We start from the raw sequence: 16,518 nt of genomic DNA, 5'->3' as shown, positions 1-16,518 counted from the left end.
CATGACGAGCGAGACCGCCGGCATCGAACTGCGCGCGGCCACGGAGGCCGACCGGGGCCGGATCGCCAAGATATGGCATGCCGGCGCCAGCCTTCCGGGCGTCGGCCCGGCGACGCTTCCCTCGTTCGCTGCGCTGCGCCAGAGGGTGGACGAGGAATGCGCCGCGGGCTGGCTCGTCCAGGTCGCGGTGCGGGGCGACACGGTTCTGGGCTTTGCCGCAGTGAAGCCGGCGGATCGGGTCCTGTGCGAACTCTTCGTCGATCCCGGCGAACGGGGGTCGGGGATCGGAACCCAGCTCCTGCGCTGGGCGATGGAGGCTCTTCCGGACGGGTTCATGCTCTATACCCGCGCCGGCAACGAACGAGCCTGCCGCTTCTACGAGCACGCCGGCCTGCGGCGCCTGCGAACCGGCCTGCACCCGCGCTTCGGCGATCCGATCGTCTTCTACGGGACCTGACCTCATGGACAACATCATCGAGGTCGAGAAGGTCTCGCGCCGCTTCGGCGGGGTGACGGCGGTGAGCGACTGCTCGCTCAAGGTCCGGCGCGGGTCGATCACGGGGCTGATCGGGCCGAACGGCGCGGGCAAGACGACGCTCTTCAACATGGTGGCGGGCAACGTCGCCCCCTCCTCCGGCACGATCCGCTTCGACGGACAGACGACCGACGGGCTGAAGCCGCACGAGCTCTTCGGCCGCGGCCTTCTGCGCACCTTCCAGATCGCTCACGAGTTCTCGCGCCTCACCGTTCTGGAGAATCTGATGATGGTGCCAGCCGACCAGCCGGGCGAAAATCTCGCCTCGGTCTGGCTTCGCGGCGGCCGGGTGCGCGCGGGCGAGCGGCGGGTGCGCGAGCGGGCCGAGGAGGTCGTGGACTTCCTGCGCCTGGGTCCTGTCGCCCAGGAGCTGGCGGGCAACCTGTCGGGTGGCCAGAAGAAGCTGCTCGAGCTCGGCCGTACCATGATGGTGAACGCCAAGGTCGTGCTGCTCGACGAGATCGCGGCCGGCGTGAACCGAACGCTGCTCGCCTCGCTCGCCGACAGCATCGAGCGCCTGAACCGCGAGCGCGGCTATACCTTCTTCGTGATCGAGCACGACATGGACCTCATCGCCCGCCTTTGCGACCCCGTCATCGTCATGGCGAGCGGCACCGTGATGCGCGAGGGCTCGTTCAGCGACCTGCGCGACGACGCCGCCGTGGTCGAAGCCTATTTCGGCGGCTCGCCGACGGGCCATGCGACCGGGGGCATGCGCTCGTGAGCATCCTCCGCCTCGAAGCGGTCGTGGCCGGCTACGGGTCGGCCCCCATCCTCAACAGCCTCGACCTTGCGCTCGACGAGGGCGATATCGGCGTGATCGTCGGCCCGAACGGGGCCGGCAAATCCACGACACTGAAGGCGGTGTTCGGGCTCCTCACGGTCTCGGCGGGACGCATCCTCCTGCGCGGCGAGGACATCGCGAACCGGGCGACCGAAACCCACGCCGGGCGCGGCCTGGCCTTCGTGCCGCAGGAGCACAACGTCTTCCGCACCCTCTCAGTGCAGGAAAACCTCGACATGGGCGCCTATGTCCGGCGCGGCGAACGCGCAGCGCTGCTCGACCGCGTGTTCGAGATCTTCCCGCCGCTGAAGGTCAAGCGGGCGCAACCGGCGAGCGAGCTTTCGGGCGGACAGCGCCAGATGGTGGCCGTGGGCCGCGCGTTGATGAGCGATCCGAGCGTGCTCCTTCTCGACGAGCCGACCGCCGGCCTCTCGCCGCTCTACATGAGCGAGCTCTTCGACCGCGTCGTGGCCGTGAACCGGACCGGCGTCACCGTCGCGCTGGTGGAGCAGAACGCCCGCCAGGCGCTCGGCATCGCGACGCGCGGCTTCGTGCTGTCGGGCGGGCGCATGCGCTTCACGGGCACCGGCGCCGAACTCCTCGCCGACCCCGACGTCGCCCGATCCTTTCTCGGCGGCTGACGCCCCGCCACGATCCCGGAACGCTCCCCTTGGACGACCTCGTCTTCTTCATCAATCGCGGCCTCGTCGGCAGCCTCGTGATCGGCTCGATCTACGCGCTCGGCGCCGTCGGCGTGACGCTGATCTTCGGCATCCTGCGCTTCGCCCATTTCGCCCACGGCGACATGATGACGGCGGGCGCCTTCTTCACGCTGATCCTGGCCAGCGTCCTGTCCGGCCTGGGCGTCGGCGGCCCGCTGCCGCTGGCGCTCCTGGTCCTGCCGCTATCCATGATCCTGACGGCAGGCTTCGCGGTCGGGCTCGACCGCCTCTTCTACCGCCCCTTGCGCGAGCGCGGCGCGCGCCCCGTGGTCATGGTCATGGCCTCGATCGGCGTCGCGCTCATGCTCCAGGGCCTGATTCGCCTCTTTGCGGGCACCGGCTCCTGGAGCCTCGCGCTCGGCGCGCCGAAGACGATCTTCCGTATCCCGACCGGCGGCCGCCCGATCGTGGTGACCGAACCGCAGGTCGCCCTGTTCCTTGCGACCGCCGTGCTCGTGACGGCGCTTCACGTCTTCCTGACGCGCTCGCGCCTCGGCGTCGCAATGCGCGCGGTCGCCGACGACCCGGCGCTCGCACGCGTCACCGGCATTCCGATCTCGAGGGTCGTCGCGGCGACTTGGATCATCGGCGGCGGGCTCGCGGCGGTGGCCGGAACGCTGCTCGCGCTCGACGTCGAGCTGCGGCCGGACCTTGCCTACAACCTCCTCCTGCCGATCTTCGCCGCCGCCATCCTCGGCGGCATCGGCCAGCCCTACGGCGCGGTCGCGGGCGGCTTCGTGGTGGGCTTTGCCGAGACGCTCGCCGTATTCAACTTCTCGACGCTCCTGCGCCCGCTCGGCGCGGTTCTGCCGGCCGGCTGGGAGTTGCCCGCGAACCTCGCGCTGGTGCCCAACGAGTACCGTCTCGTGGTGCCCTTCGTGATCCTCGTCGCCGTCCTGATCTACCGCCCGACCGGCATCTTCAGGGGAAGGGTCTTCGCATGAGCCGGGCCGTGTTGATGCCGCCCAAGCCGCGCTCGGAACTCTGGATCGCCGGCGGCCTCGCCGCGATCCTGGCCGCCGTCTTCGCGCTCCAGGGACCGGAATACGCCGTGCGCATGCTGGCGGAGGCCGTCGCCTACGCGCTGATCGCCGTCGGCCTCAACATCCAGTGGGGCTATGCCGGCCTCTTCAACGTCGGCATCATGGGCTTCATCGTGGCGGGCGCCTGCGCCTCGGTGCTCCTGACGATCCCGGTCAACGACGCCTTCTGGGCCGGCACCGGCGCGCCGCTGCTGGGCGAGGCATTGATTTGGCTCGTGGCCTGCGTGGCGATCGTCGGCGTGGTCGCGCGCTCGCACCGCTGGGGCCTCGGCCGGGGCCAGGCTTCGGCCCTGACGATCCTCGCCTCGCTGATTGCGTTCGCGGTCGTGACCTCGCGCTTCGCCCCGGCGATCGAGGCGATCGAGCGCGAGGCGGGCTTCGTTGGCGGCCTCGGCCTGCCGGTCGGCGTCGGCTGGGCGGCGGCCGCCTTCGTCGCGGCCTTCCTGGCCTACGTGATCGGGCGCATCTGCCTGGGGCTGCGGGCGGACTACCTCGCGATCGCCACGCTCGGCATCGCTCAGATCGTGAAGACCTTCCTGCGCAATGCCGACTGGCTGACGCGTGGTCCCCTCACGATCTCGCCCCTGCCCTGGCCCGTTCCGCAGCCGGCCGACGTCGGCTTCCTATGGGCGCGCGGTAGCTATCTCGCGCTCTCGGCGCTGATCCTTCTCGTGGTCTATCTTCTGATGGAGCGCGCCTACCATGCCCCCTGGGGCCGCATGATGCGGGCGATCCGCGACAACGAGACCGCCGCCTCGTCCATGGGCAAGAACGTCGACCGCCGCCGGCTGGAAATCTTCATGCTCGGCGCGGCCCTGATGGGGCTCGGTGGGGCGATCCTCGTCCACTTCACGACGATCTTCGACCCGGCCGGCTTCGTCGACCTCAACCACACGTTCCTGATCTGGGTGATGGTGATCCTGGGCGGCGCGGGCAACAATCGCGGCGCGATCGTCGGCGCGGTCTTCGTCTACGTCGTCTGGACCATGTCGGAGCCCGCCGCGCTCGCGCTCTTCGGGCTGGCGCGCGACCTCGGCTCGGCCTGGTTCGGCTGGCAGGCGCCGGCCGATCTCGATTCGCGCGCGCTCCAGATGCGCGTCTTCGTGATCGGCCTGACCATCACCCTCGTCCTGCGGTTCGCGCCGAACGGCCTCCTGCCGGAGCGTCGGGCCGTCCGTTAAGGGAACAGACCTCCGGGCTCGCAGGTTCGATCGATCCACGTAGCCCGGAGACGACCATGACAGCGAAGGACGACCACGAGGAGACCTGGCGCGAGTTTCGCGAGGGCGTGAACATGACGCCCAAGGAGATCGAGCGCTGGCTGGAAAGCGACGAGTCGAAGGAGGTCGGCCAGTCCAAGGACGGCGGCGAGTCCGTCGGTCACGAGTCGGGTCGACGGATCATCGAGATCCAGCACACCAAGAAGGCCGACCTGACCGATGCGCAGTGGGCTCACATGAAGAAGGTCGTCGGCTACATCGCCCGCCACTCCAAGCAGCGCCCGAAGGGCGACGTCGAGGATACGAAGTGGCGCTACTCGCTGATGAACTGGGGCCACGATCCGCTGAAATGAGAAAGGCCCCGGACGGCATCCCGTCCGGGGCCTTTCGATTCGCCCTAGGTTCCCGATCAGGTCGCCGGGCCGACCACCTTGATCTGCCCGTCCTCGATCGTGACCTCGTCGTAGGAGCCCGGCACGTCGCCGTTGGCGTCGAACTCGAGCGAGCCGGAAGCGCCCTCGTAGTCGATGTCGGTGCCGGCCGCGATCAGCTTCTTGGCCTTCTCCCACTCGCCCGGCAGGATGCGCTCTCCGGGTGCCGAGGAGACCTCGCGCAGCGCAGCGGAGAGGCCCTCGCGCTTGCCGCCCGTCTTCTCCAGCGCGAGCAGGAGCGCGAAGGTCGCGTCGTAGCTCGTCGCGGTGTAGGTCGCCGCCGGATCGAGATTGGCCCCCTTCGCCGCCTCGGCGAAGCGCTCGGCTCCGCCCGCCGCCGTGCCGCCCGGGCGCGTCAGGATCAGACGCTCGTCGCCGCCCGCCACGTTGGTAAGGTTGCCGCCCACCATGCCGTCGCCGCCGACGAAGGTCGAGAAGTCGCCGGTCTCGCGGGCTTGGGCGATGATGCGACCGCCCGAGCCGTCGACATAGGCGAGCACGACGAGCGCGTCGGCGCCGCTGGACGCCAGCGCGCCGATCTCGGGCCGGTAGTCCGCCTTGCCGTCCTCGTGGGCCTGGGAGAGCGTGACCTTGCCGCCGGCCGCCGTGAAGGCCGCCTCGAAGGCCTTGGCGAAGCCCGTGCCGTAGTCGTTGTTGACGTAGGTGACGGCAACGGAGTCGATGTTGTTGCGACGCACGACCCGCGCCAGCACCTCGCCCTGGTAGGCGTCGGAGGGCGCGGTGCGGAACACGAGATCGTTGTCCTTGAGGTCGGTCACGGCGGGCGAGGTCGAGGCCGGCGAGACCATCACGACGCCGGCGGGAATGGCCGCCGAGTTCGCCGCCGCGATGGTCGCGCCCGAGCACATGGCGCCGACGATGCCGGCCACCTTCTCCGAATTGACCTGCCGGTCGGCCGCCGCCGAGGCACGCGCGGCGTCGATACAGCCGTCGTCGCCCACCACCATCTCGACCTTGGCGCCGGACGGCCCGAGGCCGCCCTGCACGTTCACCTGCCCGACCGCGAGGCGGGCCGCCTCGGTGATGGGGGGCATCAGGCTTTCGATGGGCCCGGTGATGCCGCCGATCATGCCGATCCGGACGGTGTCCTGGGCCTGCGCGAGCGAGGGCGCGAGGGCCAGCGCGGCCGTGGCGAGAAGAAGGCTGCGCAGCGTGCCGCCGGTGGTCATATGGTCATGTTCCTTTCGAGGTCGGACGGGACGCGCGTCCCGAACTCGGGCGCGAGTTAACGGGGCGTCGGAGCGGGAATCAAGCCGCCCTCGCGGCGCATGGTGAAACGCATTAGACTGGCGCCGTCATGCTCCTCCTCCGCGTCCTCCTTCTCTCATGCCTCCTCACGGGTCCAGCCCGTGCGCAGGACGCGTCCCTGCCGCGAATCGGCTTGGCGGCGCCGCTCAGCGGCCCTGAGGAGATCCTCGGCCGCCAGATCCTGGCGGGGGCTCGCGCCGCGCTCGACCCCGGGCGCGCCGTCCTGCGGGAGTTCGACGACGGCTGCTCGGCGGAAGGCGGCGCGCGCACCGCCGCCCAGATGCGCGACGCGGGCGTCCGTATCGCGGTCGGGTTCCTCTGCACGAGCGCGCTCGAGGCCGCGATGCCGATCCTTCGCGATGCGCAGATCCCCGTGATCGATATCGGCGTGCGGGCCGATCGTCTCCTGAAGCGCCGCGACAGCGACGGCTGGCCGCTCTGGCGGATCGCACCGGGATCGGCTGCCGAGGCCGAGGCGCTGGTGCGCTTCGTTCGCGAACGCTGGCGAACGGAATCGGTCGGCCTCGTCGAGGACGGATCGGCCACAAACCGGGACCTTGCGGACCGTGTGCGCGAGCGCCTGGAAGCCGAGGGCTACCGCTTCGCCCTCACCGACAACTTCCGCCCCGCCGAGGAGAAGCAGTTCGCGCTCGCCCGCCGCATCAAGCAGAGCGGCGTGACGCATCTCGTGCTCCTGGGCAGCCGGTCCGATGTCGCCGTGATCGCCCGCGATGCGGCCGAGATCGGCCTTGATCTCCGGATCGTCGGCGGCGAGGTGCTGATGGATGAGACGCGCTCGGACCCGCCCTTGCCGAACGGCGTCGTCGCGCTCAGCGCCGGCCATGACGTGGCGTGGCAGCCGTCCGAGGCGGCACCGGCAGACGAGGGCTATGCCTGGCCCGCGCGGCTCGGGGTCGAGATCGCGCAGGGAGCGCTCGCGCAGGCGAACGGGAGGCCGCTCGCCGAGGTCCTCGCGGGTGCGGACTTCGAGACCTCTGCGGGCGCGGCGCGATTCGGGCCGGACGGCTCGGCCGACGTCCTGCCCTTCCGTGCCTTCCGCTGGGAAGGCGACCGCTTCCTGCCGGAGGACGAGGGTTGAGCGCGTCCTGGCGGCCCGGGCCGCGGAACCTCCTGACCGACGTTGCCGGGCTTCGCGTCGGGCACGCCTCCGACGAGCGGCTGCGCAGCGGCGTCACGGCGATCCTGTGCGATCGCCCGACCGTCGCCTCGGTCGCGGTGCTCGGCGGCGCCCCCGGCACGCGCGAGACCGACCTCCTGGCTCCCGACGCGACCGTCGGTGGCGTCGACGCGCTGGTGCTGTCGGGCGGCTCCGCCTTCGGTCTCGACGCGGCCTCCGGGGTTCAGTCGGTCCTACGAGCGATGGGCCGGGGCTTTGCGGTCGGTGCCATCCGCGTTCCCATCGTTCCCGCCGCCATCCTTTTCGATCTCGCGAACGGCGGCGACAAGGACTGGGGCGAGCATTCGCCCTATCGCGACCTCGGCGTGGCGGCGGCACGCAATGCGAGCCTCGACTTCGCGCTGGGAGGCGTCGGCGCGGGGCTCGGCGCAACGACCGCCGCCTGCCGCGGCGGCCTCGGCTCTGCCTCGGTTCGCCTCGCGGGCGGCGCGACGGTGGCCGCGCTCGTCGCGGTGAACGCGGTCGGCTCGCCGCTCGTGGGATCGACCCGGCATTTTCGCGCCGCCCCGTTCGAGATGGAGCACGAGTTCGGCGGCCTCGGCCTTCCCCATCCGCTTCCCGCCGACGCCCCGATTCCGCGCTCCAAGATCGCGCTGCCGGGCAGCGCGACGACGATCGCCGTGGTGGCGACCGACGCTCGCCTCGACAAGAGCGGCGCGCGCCGGCTCGCGCTCGCCGCCCATGACGGCTTCGCGCTGGCGCTCTGGCCGGCCCATACCGACTACGACGGCGACCTCGTCTTCGCCCTGGCGACCGGCGAGGCCGGAGCGGCGGCGGAGGGCGGCGCGCGCGTCGAGCTCGCGGCGGCCGCCTCGTCGGTCATGGCGCGCGCGGTGGCCCGCGCCGTCTTCTCGGCGATGCCGCTTCCCGGCGGCACGGTGCCCGCCTGGGCCGAGCTTCCGGCGAGTTGAGGCGCGTGGGCGCGTCTGTTAGAGCCCGGGCAGCCTCCTCCCAAGCCTGCCGCGAAAGGTCTCGACCATGATCCCCCGCTATTCCCGTGCCGAGATGGTCGCGATCTGGTCGCAGGAGACCAAGTATCGTATCTGGTTCGAGATCGAGGCCCATGCCTGCGACGCGCTGGCAGAGATCGGCGTCATTCCGCGCGAGGCCGCCAAGACTATCTGGGAGAAAGGCGGCAACGCCACCTTCGACGTCGAGCGCATCGACGAGATCGAGCGCGAGACCAAGCACGACGTCATCGCTTTCCTGACGCATCTGGCCGAGTTCGTCGGACCGGACGCGCGCTTCATCCACCAGGGCATGACCTCGTCGGACGTTCTCGACACCTGCCTCAACGTGCAGCTGACGCGCGCCACCGACCTGCTCCTTTCCGACCTCGACGCGCTTCTGGCGGCGCTCGAGCGCCGCGCCTTCGAGCACAAGGACACGATCACGATCGGGCGCAGCCACGGGATTCATGCCGAGCCGACGACCTTCGGCGTGAAGCTCGCGCTCGCCCATGCCGAGTTCCAGCGCTGCCGCGAGCGGCTCGTGGCGGCGCGCGGCGAGATCGCGACCTGCGCCATCTCGGGCGCCGTCGGCACCTTCGCCAACATCGACCCGCGCGTGGAGGAGCATGTCGCCAAAGCCCTCGGGCTGACGCCCGAGCCCGTCTCGACGCAGGTCATCCCGCGCGACCGGCACGCCATGTTCTTCGCGACCCTTGGCGTCGTCGCCTCCTGCGTGGAGCGCCTTGCGACCGAAATCCGTCACCTCCAGCGCACCGAGGTCCTGGAGGCCGAGGAGTATTTCTCGCCTGGCCAGAAGGGCTCCTCGGCGATGCCCCACAAGCGCAACCCGGTGCTGACCGAGAACCTGACGGGTCTCGCGCGCATGGTGCGCTCCTTCGCCATGCCGGCCATGGAGAACGTCGCGCTCTGGCACGAGCGCGACATCTCGCACTCCTCGGTGGAGCGCTTCGTCGGGCCGGACGCCACGATCACGCTCGACTTCGCGCTCGCCCGCCTCACCGGCGTCGTGGACAAGCTCCTGGTCTACCCCGAGCGCATGGAGCGCAACCTCAACCAGTTCCGCGGCCTCGTCCATTCGCAGCGCGTGCTGCTCGCGCTGACCCAGGCCGGGCTCAGCCGCGAGGACAGCTATCGCCTCGTTCAGCGCAACGCGATGAAGGTGTGGGAGCACGGCGCGGACTTCCTCACCGAGCTCCTCGCCGATCCGGAGGTGACGAAGGCGCTGCCGGAGACCGAGATCCGCGAGAAGTTCGACCTCGGCTACCACACCAAGCACGTCGACACGATCTTCCGCCGCGTCTTTGGCCGAGCCTGAAGGTTTCAGGAGAGCATCGGCGGCTCGGCGGGGTCCATCGGGTCGGCGACGAGGAGCGCCCGCTCCGGCGCCGTCTCGCCGCCGATGCCCTCGATGTCGAGGCGGATCATCTGATGGTCCGAATAGGGCTGGTCGAGGATGGTCACCCGGCAGGCGGAGATGAGGTCTCGCGAGACGAGGCAGGTGTCGAGCGTCGCGCGGTAGGGTCCGAGCCGGAAGGTCGGGCCGGCCTTCTCGTTGGCGTGGACGAGCTGGCCGGAGCCGAGGAGCGGCGCGAGTTCGCCCGCGCCGCGAAACAGGTTGAAGTCGCCGACCACCACGGTCGGGCCGCCGCTCTCGGCGACCCAGGCGGCCAGCTCGCGGATCTGCAGGCAGCGGATGCGGTAGCGCAGCGACAGGTGGGCGGCCAGCACCCGCACCCCTTCCATCTCGATGTCGTAGACGAGCCGCTTCTTGCCGGCCGAAAGGTAGCGCGCGGCATAGCGGATCGGCCGCGTGGCGAGAAAGGCGTTGGACTTGCCGCGCGAGACCGAGAGACGGCGGAAATGCTTGTCCGCGCCGTACTTGTTGTCGATCCGCACGGTGGTGTGCCGCTCGTCGGCCAGAAGCCGCATCTGGTCGAGAAAGCCGTTGTTGAACGAGCCCCGGTCGATCTCCACGAAGCAGGCGAGATCCGGCTGCAGCGCGTCGAGCCGTTCGCGCACGTGGTTCAGCGCACGGCGCTGCACGCGTTCCGTCGTGAAGAGATGTCGGTGCGCGCGGCGCACGTGATGGCCGAGCGAGCCGTCGATGGCACGCGAGTAGCCGAGATTGGCATAGACGATGCGGATCATGCGATGGCCCTTGGGCGCGGCCGGAACGGGACGCGGCGCGCGGGGTCCATATAGGGTCGCGGCCCCGTTCGGAAGACGGCTGGACCCTCCGATCTCGCGCGAGGCCTTGCGTCCGCCCGAATCCGAAGGCATGGCGGGCGCTTCAAGGCCGCTTCCCATGCGCGGACCGGACTCGCACCGACTCGACGAGGTCTCATGCTCGAATTCTTCGACGGGACGGTCTGGCCCATCGCCGTGAGCGTGGCGGGCTGGAGCATCATCGTCGGGGCGCTCGTCTACATCCCGTTCCGGCGCACCCCGGTGGCCGCGCAGGCCTGGCTGATGCTCTTCTTCTTCCTGCCGTGGATCGCGCTGCCGGTCTATCTGGCGGTCGGCAACGCGCGGCATCCCAAGTGGCGACGCGACCGGATCGAGGAGGTGCCGGCGATCATCCGCAAGGCGATCGCCCACATCAAGCTGGACGGCGTATCGGGCCTTCGCGCCTTGCCCCAGCGCCACCGCGCGACCTCGCATCTCGTGCAGCGCATCGGCAACTTCCCTTGCGTCGCGCACAACAAGATCACGCTGGACGCGGACTACAACCGCGTCGTCGATCGCATCGCGGCCGATATCGACAAGGCGCGCCACCATGCGCATGTCATGGTCTACATCCTTCAGAACGACCAGGCCGGCAACAAGGTCCTGAGCGCGCTGGAGCGGGCCGCGCGCCGGGGCGTCAAGTGCCGGCTCCTGATCGACGCGGTCGGCTCCTCGCGCGACCGCCGCGCCATCGCGCGGCGCCTCGAGGGCACGGGCGTCGAGCTGCGACTGATCCTTCCCTTGCGCTTCTGGAACCAGGCGACGCGCCTCGACCTTCGCAACCACCGAAAGATCGTGGTCGTGGACGGGCTGATCGGCTGGGTCGGCTCGCAGAACATGCACCGCATCGAGTACGAGCCCAAGACCTTCTACCGCGAGGTCATGGCGCGGGTGGAGGGACCGGTCGTCCTGGAGCTGCAGTCGATCTTCATCGGCGACTGGTATCTTGAGACCAACGAGGACATCGCCTCGCCCGAGCTCATGCCCGAGCCGCCGCCGCCGACCGTCGAGCACAAGGCGATCGCGCAGGTCCTGCCGAGCGGACCGGACTATCCGGAGGCCGGCGTCGACATCCTCTTCACCGATCTCATCTACGCCGCGCGCCAGCGCGTGGTTCTGGCGACGCCCTACTTCATCCCGAACGAGCCGCTGCTCGTCGCCATGCGCACGGCGGTCGCCAAGGGCGTGCGCGTCACGCTCTTCGTGACCTCCACGACCAACAGCGTCCTCATCGATCACGCCCAGCAGAGCTACTACGACGAGCTCCTCGAGTTCGGCATCGAGGTGATGCTGTACCGGGAGCGCTTCCTTCACGCCAAGCACCTGTCGATCGACGACGACATCGCCGTGATCGGCTCGGCCAACATGGACCGGCGCTCCTTCGAGCTGAACTCCGAGGTGACGCTGGTGGCCTTCAACGAGGATCTCGTGCGCGACCTGCGCGTCATCGAGGATGACTACCGCGCCAAGAGCCACCGCCTGCAGATGGCGCAGTGGCAGCGGCGCGGCTTCTGGCGCCAGCTTGCCGAGAACGTCACGCGCCTCATCAGCCCGCTTCTGTGACGCGCCCTTGACAGGATGGACACCCGTCCGCATCTGCCCGCGATGCGCGTTTCAGAAGCCGACATCCTCATCATTCCCGGGTACCAGAACTCCGACGAGCAGCACTGGCAGTCGCGATGGGAGCGCAAGCTCTCGACCGCCCGGCGCGTCGAGCAGGTGGCCTGGTCGAAGCCCGTCCGCGAGGAGTGGACGCAGGCCGTCGCCGCCGCGGTGAACGCCAGCGAACGGCCGCCGGTGCTGGTGGCGCACTCGCTGGGCGTCGCGGCCGCGGTGCACGCGGTGCCACTGTTCCGCCGGCCGGTCGCGGGGGCGTTTCTCGTGGCGCCGCCGGACGTCGAGGACGAGCGCCTGCGGCCGAGGCATCTGCGCACCTTCGGCCCCTACTCGCGCGAGCCCCTGCCCTTCCCGTCGGTGGTCGTGGCGAGCCGAAACGATCCATTCTCCTCGTTCGAGGCGGCGGAGGATGCGGCTGGTGCGTGGGGCTCGCGCTTCGTGGACGCAGGCGAATCGGGCCATCTCAACGGCGAGAGCGGCCACGGGCCCTGGCCCGAAGGGCTTCTGACCTTCGGCAAGTTCCTGTCGTCGCTCCCCGCCGGCTGATTCAGGGCGCTCGAATCGCGTCCACGATACGGCGCGAGGCGTCCTTCAGGAGCGCGATGTCGCTTGCGACGCAGATGAGATCGTAGCCCATCGCGGCGTACCGGCGCGCCGTGTCGGCGCTGGCCGCGTAGATGGCCGTCGCCTTGCCCGCCCGCGCGGCTTTTTCGGCGATCGTCCGCACCGCGTCTTCCGTGCGCTCGCCGTCGGGGTCGAGCCGCGCGGGGTCGATCGCGAGCGAAAGGTCGGAGGGTCCGACGAAGACGCCGTGCAGTTCGTCCACCGCGAGGATCTCGTCGATTGCGGCGAGCGCGGCCGGCGTCTCGATCATGGCGAAGGTCATGATGGCCTGCGCCGCCACCCGCATGTAATCGGGTCCCGACGCCATCTGGTGAAGGTCGCTCGCTCGGGCCGGTCCGTAGGAGCGGTTTCCATGGGGGGGATAGGTCAGGGCGCGGGCGAAGCGCCGCGCGTCCTCCGCTCCCTCGACCATGGGCAGGATCACTCCATGCGCGCCGAAGTCGAGCGTACGGGCGGCCAGCGACAGGTCGTCCACCGGCACGCGCACCAGAACAGGCCGCCCGGCGAGCACGACGCGCGCGATGCCCTCGCGAATCTCGTCGACCGATTGAAGCCCGTGCTGGACGTCGAGCGTGACGACGTCGAAGGCCCGTGCAAGAGCTTCGTGGACGGTCGGATCGCCGAGGCTCGACCAGGCCGAGATCGCGCTTCCCTTGCGATCGATGAGACGGCGCAGCGCGAGAAGGGACTCGCTCATTGGGCGCGGATCTGGCGCTCGGCCTCGGCGCGGACCGCACCGAGCCGGCGCACCACCTCGTCGCGCGTCGCCTTGCCGGCAAGGTCGGCCGTCACCTTGTCGACGACGTCGTCGGAGCCCGCCGCCCCGAGATCGTGACGGACGAGGTCGGCGGCGTAGGTTTCGGCGGCCTCGCCCGTGCGGCCGAGCAGCCCGGCCGCCCAAAGACCGAGAAGCCTGGTCGCGCGCGATTCGATGCGGAAGCGCAGGTCCGCGTCGTGCGCAAAGCGCGCCTCGAAATCGTCACCCCGGTCCTTCAGCGACATCGACGTCCTCCCTTGGTCGTTTCGTCCACGGCCCCGTTCGGGCGGTGGATTCGCGGGCCTTAGCCTATGGCATCGGGCCGCCGCGTCCAGCCGGTCCCGCGCCAACGTGATCGCATCATGTTGCTTCCACGGTCCATTTGCGGGCGACCGATTGTTTCAATCGACCCTATGGGCTATTGACCCGCACAAGACATAAGCTTTTCTCGCGGGTCGCCGTCGGCTCGCCTCGACCACGATCAGGCATCACCCCCATGACACGTCGCCGCCGTATATACGAAGGCAAGGGCAAGATCCTCTACGAGGGGCCCGAGCCCGGTACACTGGTGCAGTTCTTCAAGGACGACGCGACCGCCTTCAACAAGAAGAAGCACGAGGTCGTGGACGGCAAGGGCGTCCTGAACAACCGCATCTCGGAATACATCTTCTCGCACCTCAACCGGATCGGCATCCCGACGCACTTCATCCGTCGGCTGAACATGCGCGAGCAGCTGATCAAGGAAGTCGAGATCATCCCGCTCGAGGTGGTGGTGCGCAACGTCGCCGCCGGCTCGCTCGCCAAGCGCCTCGGCATCGAGGAGGGCACCGTTCTGCCCCGCTCGATCATCGAATTCTACTACAAGGCCGACCAGCTCGACGACCCGATGGTGTCGGAAGAGCACATCACGGCCTTCGGCTGGGCGAGCCCGCAGGAGATCGACGACATCATGGCGTTGGCGATCCGCGTCAACGACTTCCTGTCCGGCCTCTTCCTCGGCGTCGGCATTCAGCTCGTGGACTTCAAGATCGAGACCGGCCGCCTCTACGAGGGCGACATGATGCGTATCATCGTGGCCGACGAGATCTCGCCCGACTCCTGCCGCCTCTGGGACGTCCAGACCCAGGACAAGCTGGACAAGGACCGCTTCCGCCGCGACATGGGCGGCCTCGTCGAGGCCTACCAGGAAGTGGCTCGTCGTCTCGGCATCATGAACGAGAACGAACCGCCCCGCCCTTCGGGGCCGGTGCTGGTGAAGTGACGCATCCGCCGGCGTCGCGACCCGCGCCGGCTTTGAGACTGGTTCATTCGCAGAACAGGCGGCAAACGTGATTAAGGCGCGCATCGTCGTCACGCTGAAGAACGGCGTGCTCGACCCCCAGGGCAAGGCGATCGAGGGTGCGCTCGGCACGCTCGGCTTCGAGGGCGTGGCGGGCGTCCGCCAGGGCAAGGTGTTCGACGTCGTGGTGGAAGGCGACGATCGCGAGAAGGCGAAGAGCGAGCTTGCGGCCATGTGCGAGAAGCTCCTCGCCAACACCGTGATCGAGAACTACGCGGTCGAGATCGCCTGATCGCGGCCTCGCCGCCGAACGAGACCCCTGCCCGTCCCGGCCATTCCACGCCGAGGGAGCCCGCCCGATGAAAGCCGCCGTCGTTCTTCTTCCCGGTCTGAACCGCGACCGCGACATGATCGCCGCCCTCACCTCGATCAGCGGCTCGGCGCCCGCAACCGTCTGGCAGACCGAGACGACGATCCCGAAGGTCGATCTGATCGTGGTGCCCGGCGGCTTCTCGTTCGGCGACTACCTGCGCTGCGGCGCGATCGCGGCCCGCTCGCCGGTAATGCGGGCGGTGGCCGAGGAGGCGGCGCGCGGCGTCGCGGTGCTCGGCGTGTGCAACGGCTTCCAGATCCTGTGCGAGGCGGGTCTCCTGCCGGGCGCCCTGATGCGCAACACGAGCCTCAAGTTCGTGTGCCGCGAGGTGAAGCTCGAAGTCGCCAACGCGCGCACGCGCTTCACCAGCGCTTACACGCAAGGCCAGGTGATCCGCTGCCCGGTCGCCCATCACGACGGCAACTACTTCGCCGATGCCGAGACGCTCGCGCGCGTCGAGGGCGAGGGCCGCGTCGTGTTCCGCTACGCCGAGAGCACGAATCCGAACGGCGCGCTCAACGACATCGCGGCCGTCATGAACGAGGCAGGCAACGTGCTCGGCATGATGCCCCATCCCGAGAACCTCGTGGAGCCGGAGCACGGCGGAACCGACGGACGCGGGCTGTTCGAATCGGCCCTTGGCCTCGGCAACCGTCCGCTCGCGGCATGATGCGCACGAAGACGGCTCTCGGTCTCGCGGCGCTCGGCCTCCTGCTCGCAGGCTGCGCCGGCTCGCCCGCGCCCGCTCCCTCGAAGCCGGCGTCACGCGCCGATACGGGACTCGACCGGATGGAGCGCCTTGCCGTGACCGCGAACCGCTGCTGGTTCAAGTCCGGCGATCCGGCGTTCACGGCCTACTCGCTCGCGCCCGAGCTCTCGTCGTTTTCCGGCAAGCCGCGCTTCCTGCTCGTGCCGCGTGGAAAGATCGAGGCCCGTCCGCTGCTCGTGGTCGAGGGTTTCTCAGGCTCGACACGCGTCGACAGCTACGGCCCGCTCCTGAACGGCGCGTTGCGCCCGCGTCTCGAAGCGGATCTCGCACGCTGGCGGTCGGGCTCGACATCCTGCGATGCCTGACCGACTGCGGCTTGCCCTTGCGCTCTCGGCCCTCCTGACGCTGGGCGGGGGCTGCGCCTCGGTAGCGGCGCCGGCACCCGGCAGCGCCGGCCCGACGCCCAACGCAGCGGAACTGCGCTACGCCGCCGAAACCGGCCGCGCCATCTATCGCCGCCTTCCCGTCGAGCAGACGCGCGGCTTCGTCTTCGCCGGCGACGGACGCGGCTACGGCCTGTGCGTTCGCGCCGTTCGAAACGGACGTCTCGACCACACGCTCTTGGTGCTTCAGCGCCGCATCGAGGGCGCGGTCAGCCAGGTCGAGGACGACGCCACGATCCTGCGCTCGGGCGCCGAGGTGGCGCCCTGCCGCGACCGGACCGACTGGGCACCGGTCCGGTGACGCCCGAACCCAACAC

The 16,518-nt window shown here is 69.7% G+C and carries 20 protein-coding genes; 16 read left to right on the top strand and 4 right to left on the bottom strand.

Annotated elements, in window-relative coordinates; all coding sequences use genetic code 11:
* Position 1 precedes the first annotated feature (1 nt).
* From AUL35_RS09600 to AUL35_RS09575, 6 genes are read left to right on the top strand one after another with little or no spacing between them, the layout of a single operon-like run.
* Complete coding sequence (locus AUL35_RS09600; RefSeq protein WP_062014408.1) at positions 2-457, top strand: GNAT family N-acetyltransferase; 456 nt, start codon at positions 2-4, stop codon at positions 455-457.
* Between the two features lie 4 nt (positions 458-461).
* Entirely contained in the window at positions 462-1,259 is a 798-nt protein-coding gene (locus tag AUL35_RS09595; RefSeq protein WP_062014407.1) for an ABC transporter ATP-binding protein, read from the top strand.
* Positions 1,256-1,960 carry an ABC transporter ATP-binding protein gene (locus AUL35_RS09590; protein WP_062014406.1) on the top strand — a complete coding sequence of 235 codons (705 nt, stop codon included), beginning with the start codon at positions 1,256-1,258 and terminating at the stop codon, positions 1,958-1,960. Before AUL35_RS09595 ends, AUL35_RS09590 begins: the two co-directional genes overlap by 4 nt.
* Before the next feature lie 29 nt (positions 1,961-1,989).
* Positions 1,990-2,985 (top strand): branched-chain amino acid ABC transporter permease, encoded by a 996-nt coding sequence (locus AUL35_RS09585; protein WP_062014405.1) that lies wholly within the window; start codon positions 1,990-1,992, stop codon positions 2,983-2,985.
* Complete coding sequence (locus AUL35_RS09580) at positions 2,982-4,265, top strand: branched-chain amino acid ABC transporter permease (protein ID WP_062014403.1); 1,284 nt, start codon at positions 2,982-2,984, stop codon at positions 4,263-4,265. Before AUL35_RS09585 ends, AUL35_RS09580 begins: the two co-directional genes overlap by 4 nt.
* A 56-nt stretch (positions 4,266-4,321) precedes the next feature.
* Positions 4,322-4,657: a DUF3140 domain-containing protein gene (locus AUL35_RS09575; protein WP_062014401.1), complete on the top strand. Its 336-nt coding sequence runs from the start codon at positions 4,322-4,324 to the stop codon at positions 4,655-4,657.
* Between the two features lie 56 nt (positions 4,658-4,713).
* Here the strand turns inward: AUL35_RS09575 and AUL35_RS09570 are convergent, their stop codons facing one another.
* Positions 4,714-5,925: an ABC transporter substrate-binding protein gene (locus AUL35_RS09570; protein WP_062014399.1), complete on the bottom strand. Its 1,212-nt coding sequence runs from the start codon at positions 5,923-5,925 to the stop codon at positions 4,714-4,716.
* A 128-nt stretch (positions 5,926-6,053) separates the two neighbouring features.
* On the opposite strand from AUL35_RS09570, the gene AUL35_RS09565 reads away from it, so the two are divergent.
* The 3 genes from AUL35_RS09565 to purB all read left to right on the top strand — a co-directional run bounded on the left by AUL35_RS09565 (position 6,054) and on the right by purB (position 9,488).
* On the top strand, positions 6,054-7,103 hold the full coding sequence (locus AUL35_RS09565; RefSeq protein WP_062014397.1) for an ABC transporter substrate-binding protein: 1,050 nt from the start codon (positions 6,054-6,056) through the stop codon (positions 7,101-7,103).
* Positions 7,100-8,113 carry a P1 family peptidase gene (locus AUL35_RS09560; protein ID WP_062014395.1) on the top strand — a complete coding sequence of 338 codons (1,014 nt, stop codon included), beginning with the start codon at positions 7,100-7,102 and terminating at the stop codon, positions 8,111-8,113. The genes AUL35_RS09565 and AUL35_RS09560 overlap by 4 nt, the downstream gene beginning before the upstream one ends.
* A 67-nt stretch (positions 8,114-8,180) precedes the next feature.
* On the top strand, positions 8,181-9,488 hold the full coding sequence (gene purB / locus AUL35_RS09555) for an adenylosuccinate lyase (RefSeq protein WP_062014393.1): 1,308 nt from the start codon (positions 8,181-8,183) through the stop codon (positions 9,486-9,488).
* Positions 9,489-9,493: 5 nt separating this feature from the next.
* On the opposite strand, the gene AUL35_RS09550 is transcribed toward purB, so the two are convergent.
* Positions 9,494-10,321: an endonuclease/exonuclease/phosphatase family protein gene (locus tag AUL35_RS09550; protein ID WP_156417919.1), complete on the bottom strand. Its 828-nt coding sequence runs from the start codon at positions 10,319-10,321 to the stop codon at positions 9,494-9,496.
* A 195-nt stretch (positions 10,322-10,516) separates the two neighbouring features.
* Here AUL35_RS09550 and cls point away from each other — a divergent pair, with 195 nt between their 5' ends.
* Positions 10,517-11,962 carry a cardiolipin synthase gene (gene cls, locus AUL35_RS09545; protein ID WP_062014389.1) on the top strand — a complete coding sequence of 482 codons (1,446 nt, stop codon included), beginning with the start codon at positions 10,517-10,519 and terminating at the stop codon, positions 11,960-11,962.
* Between the two features lie 42 nt (positions 11,963-12,004).
* Positions 12,005-12,562 (top strand): alpha/beta hydrolase, encoded by a 558-nt coding sequence (locus AUL35_RS09540; protein WP_062014454.1) that lies wholly within the window; start codon positions 12,005-12,007, stop codon positions 12,560-12,562.
* Position 12,563: 1 nt separating this feature from the next.
* On the opposite strand, the gene AUL35_RS09535 is transcribed toward AUL35_RS09540, so the two are convergent.
* Both AUL35_RS09535 and AUL35_RS09530 read right to left on the bottom strand, forming a co-directional pair.
* Complete coding sequence (locus tag AUL35_RS09535; RefSeq protein WP_062014387.1) at positions 12,564-13,337, bottom strand: HpcH/HpaI aldolase/citrate lyase family protein; 774 nt, start codon at positions 13,335-13,337, stop codon at positions 12,564-12,566.
* Complete coding sequence (locus tag AUL35_RS09530; protein WP_062014385.1) at positions 13,334-13,642, bottom strand: ATPase inhibitor subunit zeta; 309 nt, start codon at positions 13,640-13,642, stop codon at positions 13,334-13,336. The genes AUL35_RS09535 and AUL35_RS09530 overlap by 4 nt, the downstream gene beginning before the upstream one ends.
* Before the next feature lie 251 nt (positions 13,643-13,893).
* Between AUL35_RS09530 and purC the strand changes: the two genes are divergently transcribed.
* From purC to AUL35_RS09505, 5 genes are all read left to right on the top strand, one after another.
* Positions 13,894-14,658 (top strand): phosphoribosylaminoimidazolesuccinocarboxamide synthase, encoded by a 765-nt coding sequence (purC, locus tag AUL35_RS09525; protein ID WP_062014383.1) that lies wholly within the window; start codon positions 13,894-13,896, stop codon positions 14,656-14,658.
* Positions 14,659-14,725: 67 nt separating this feature from the next.
* Positions 14,726-14,968 carry a phosphoribosylformylglycinamidine synthase subunit PurS gene (gene purS, locus AUL35_RS09520; protein WP_062014381.1) on the top strand — a complete coding sequence of 81 codons (243 nt, stop codon included), beginning with the start codon at positions 14,726-14,728 and terminating at the stop codon, positions 14,966-14,968.
* 67 nt (positions 14,969-15,035) lie between these two features.
* The gene (purQ, locus tag AUL35_RS09515; RefSeq protein WP_062014380.1) at positions 15,036-15,719 is read left to right on the top strand and encodes a phosphoribosylformylglycinamidine synthase subunit PurQ; all 684 of its coding nucleotides are present in this window, start codon (positions 15,036-15,038) and stop codon (positions 15,717-15,719) included.
* Positions 15,716-16,123, top strand: a complete 408-nt coding sequence (locus tag AUL35_RS09510; protein ID WP_306304361.1) for a hypothetical protein — start codon at positions 15,716-15,718, stop codon at positions 16,121-16,123. The genes purQ and AUL35_RS09510 overlap by 4 nt, the downstream gene beginning before the upstream one ends.
* Positions 16,116-16,502, top strand: coding sequence for a hypothetical protein (locus AUL35_RS09505; RefSeq protein WP_062014378.1), 387 nt, complete (start codon positions 16,116-16,118; stop codon positions 16,500-16,502). Before AUL35_RS09510 ends, AUL35_RS09505 begins: the two co-directional genes overlap by 8 nt.
* Positions 16,503-16,518: the final 16 nt, after the last annotated feature.

Origin of the sequence: Aureimonas sp. AU4 (assembly GCF_001463765.1) — a bacterium.
In the GTDB taxonomy this organism is placed as follows: domain Bacteria; phylum Pseudomonadota; class Alphaproteobacteria; order Rhizobiales; family Rhizobiaceae; genus Aureimonas.
The sequence above is the reverse complement of the archived record's forward strand: the minus strand, read 5'-3'. Positions and strand labels throughout refer to the sequence as shown.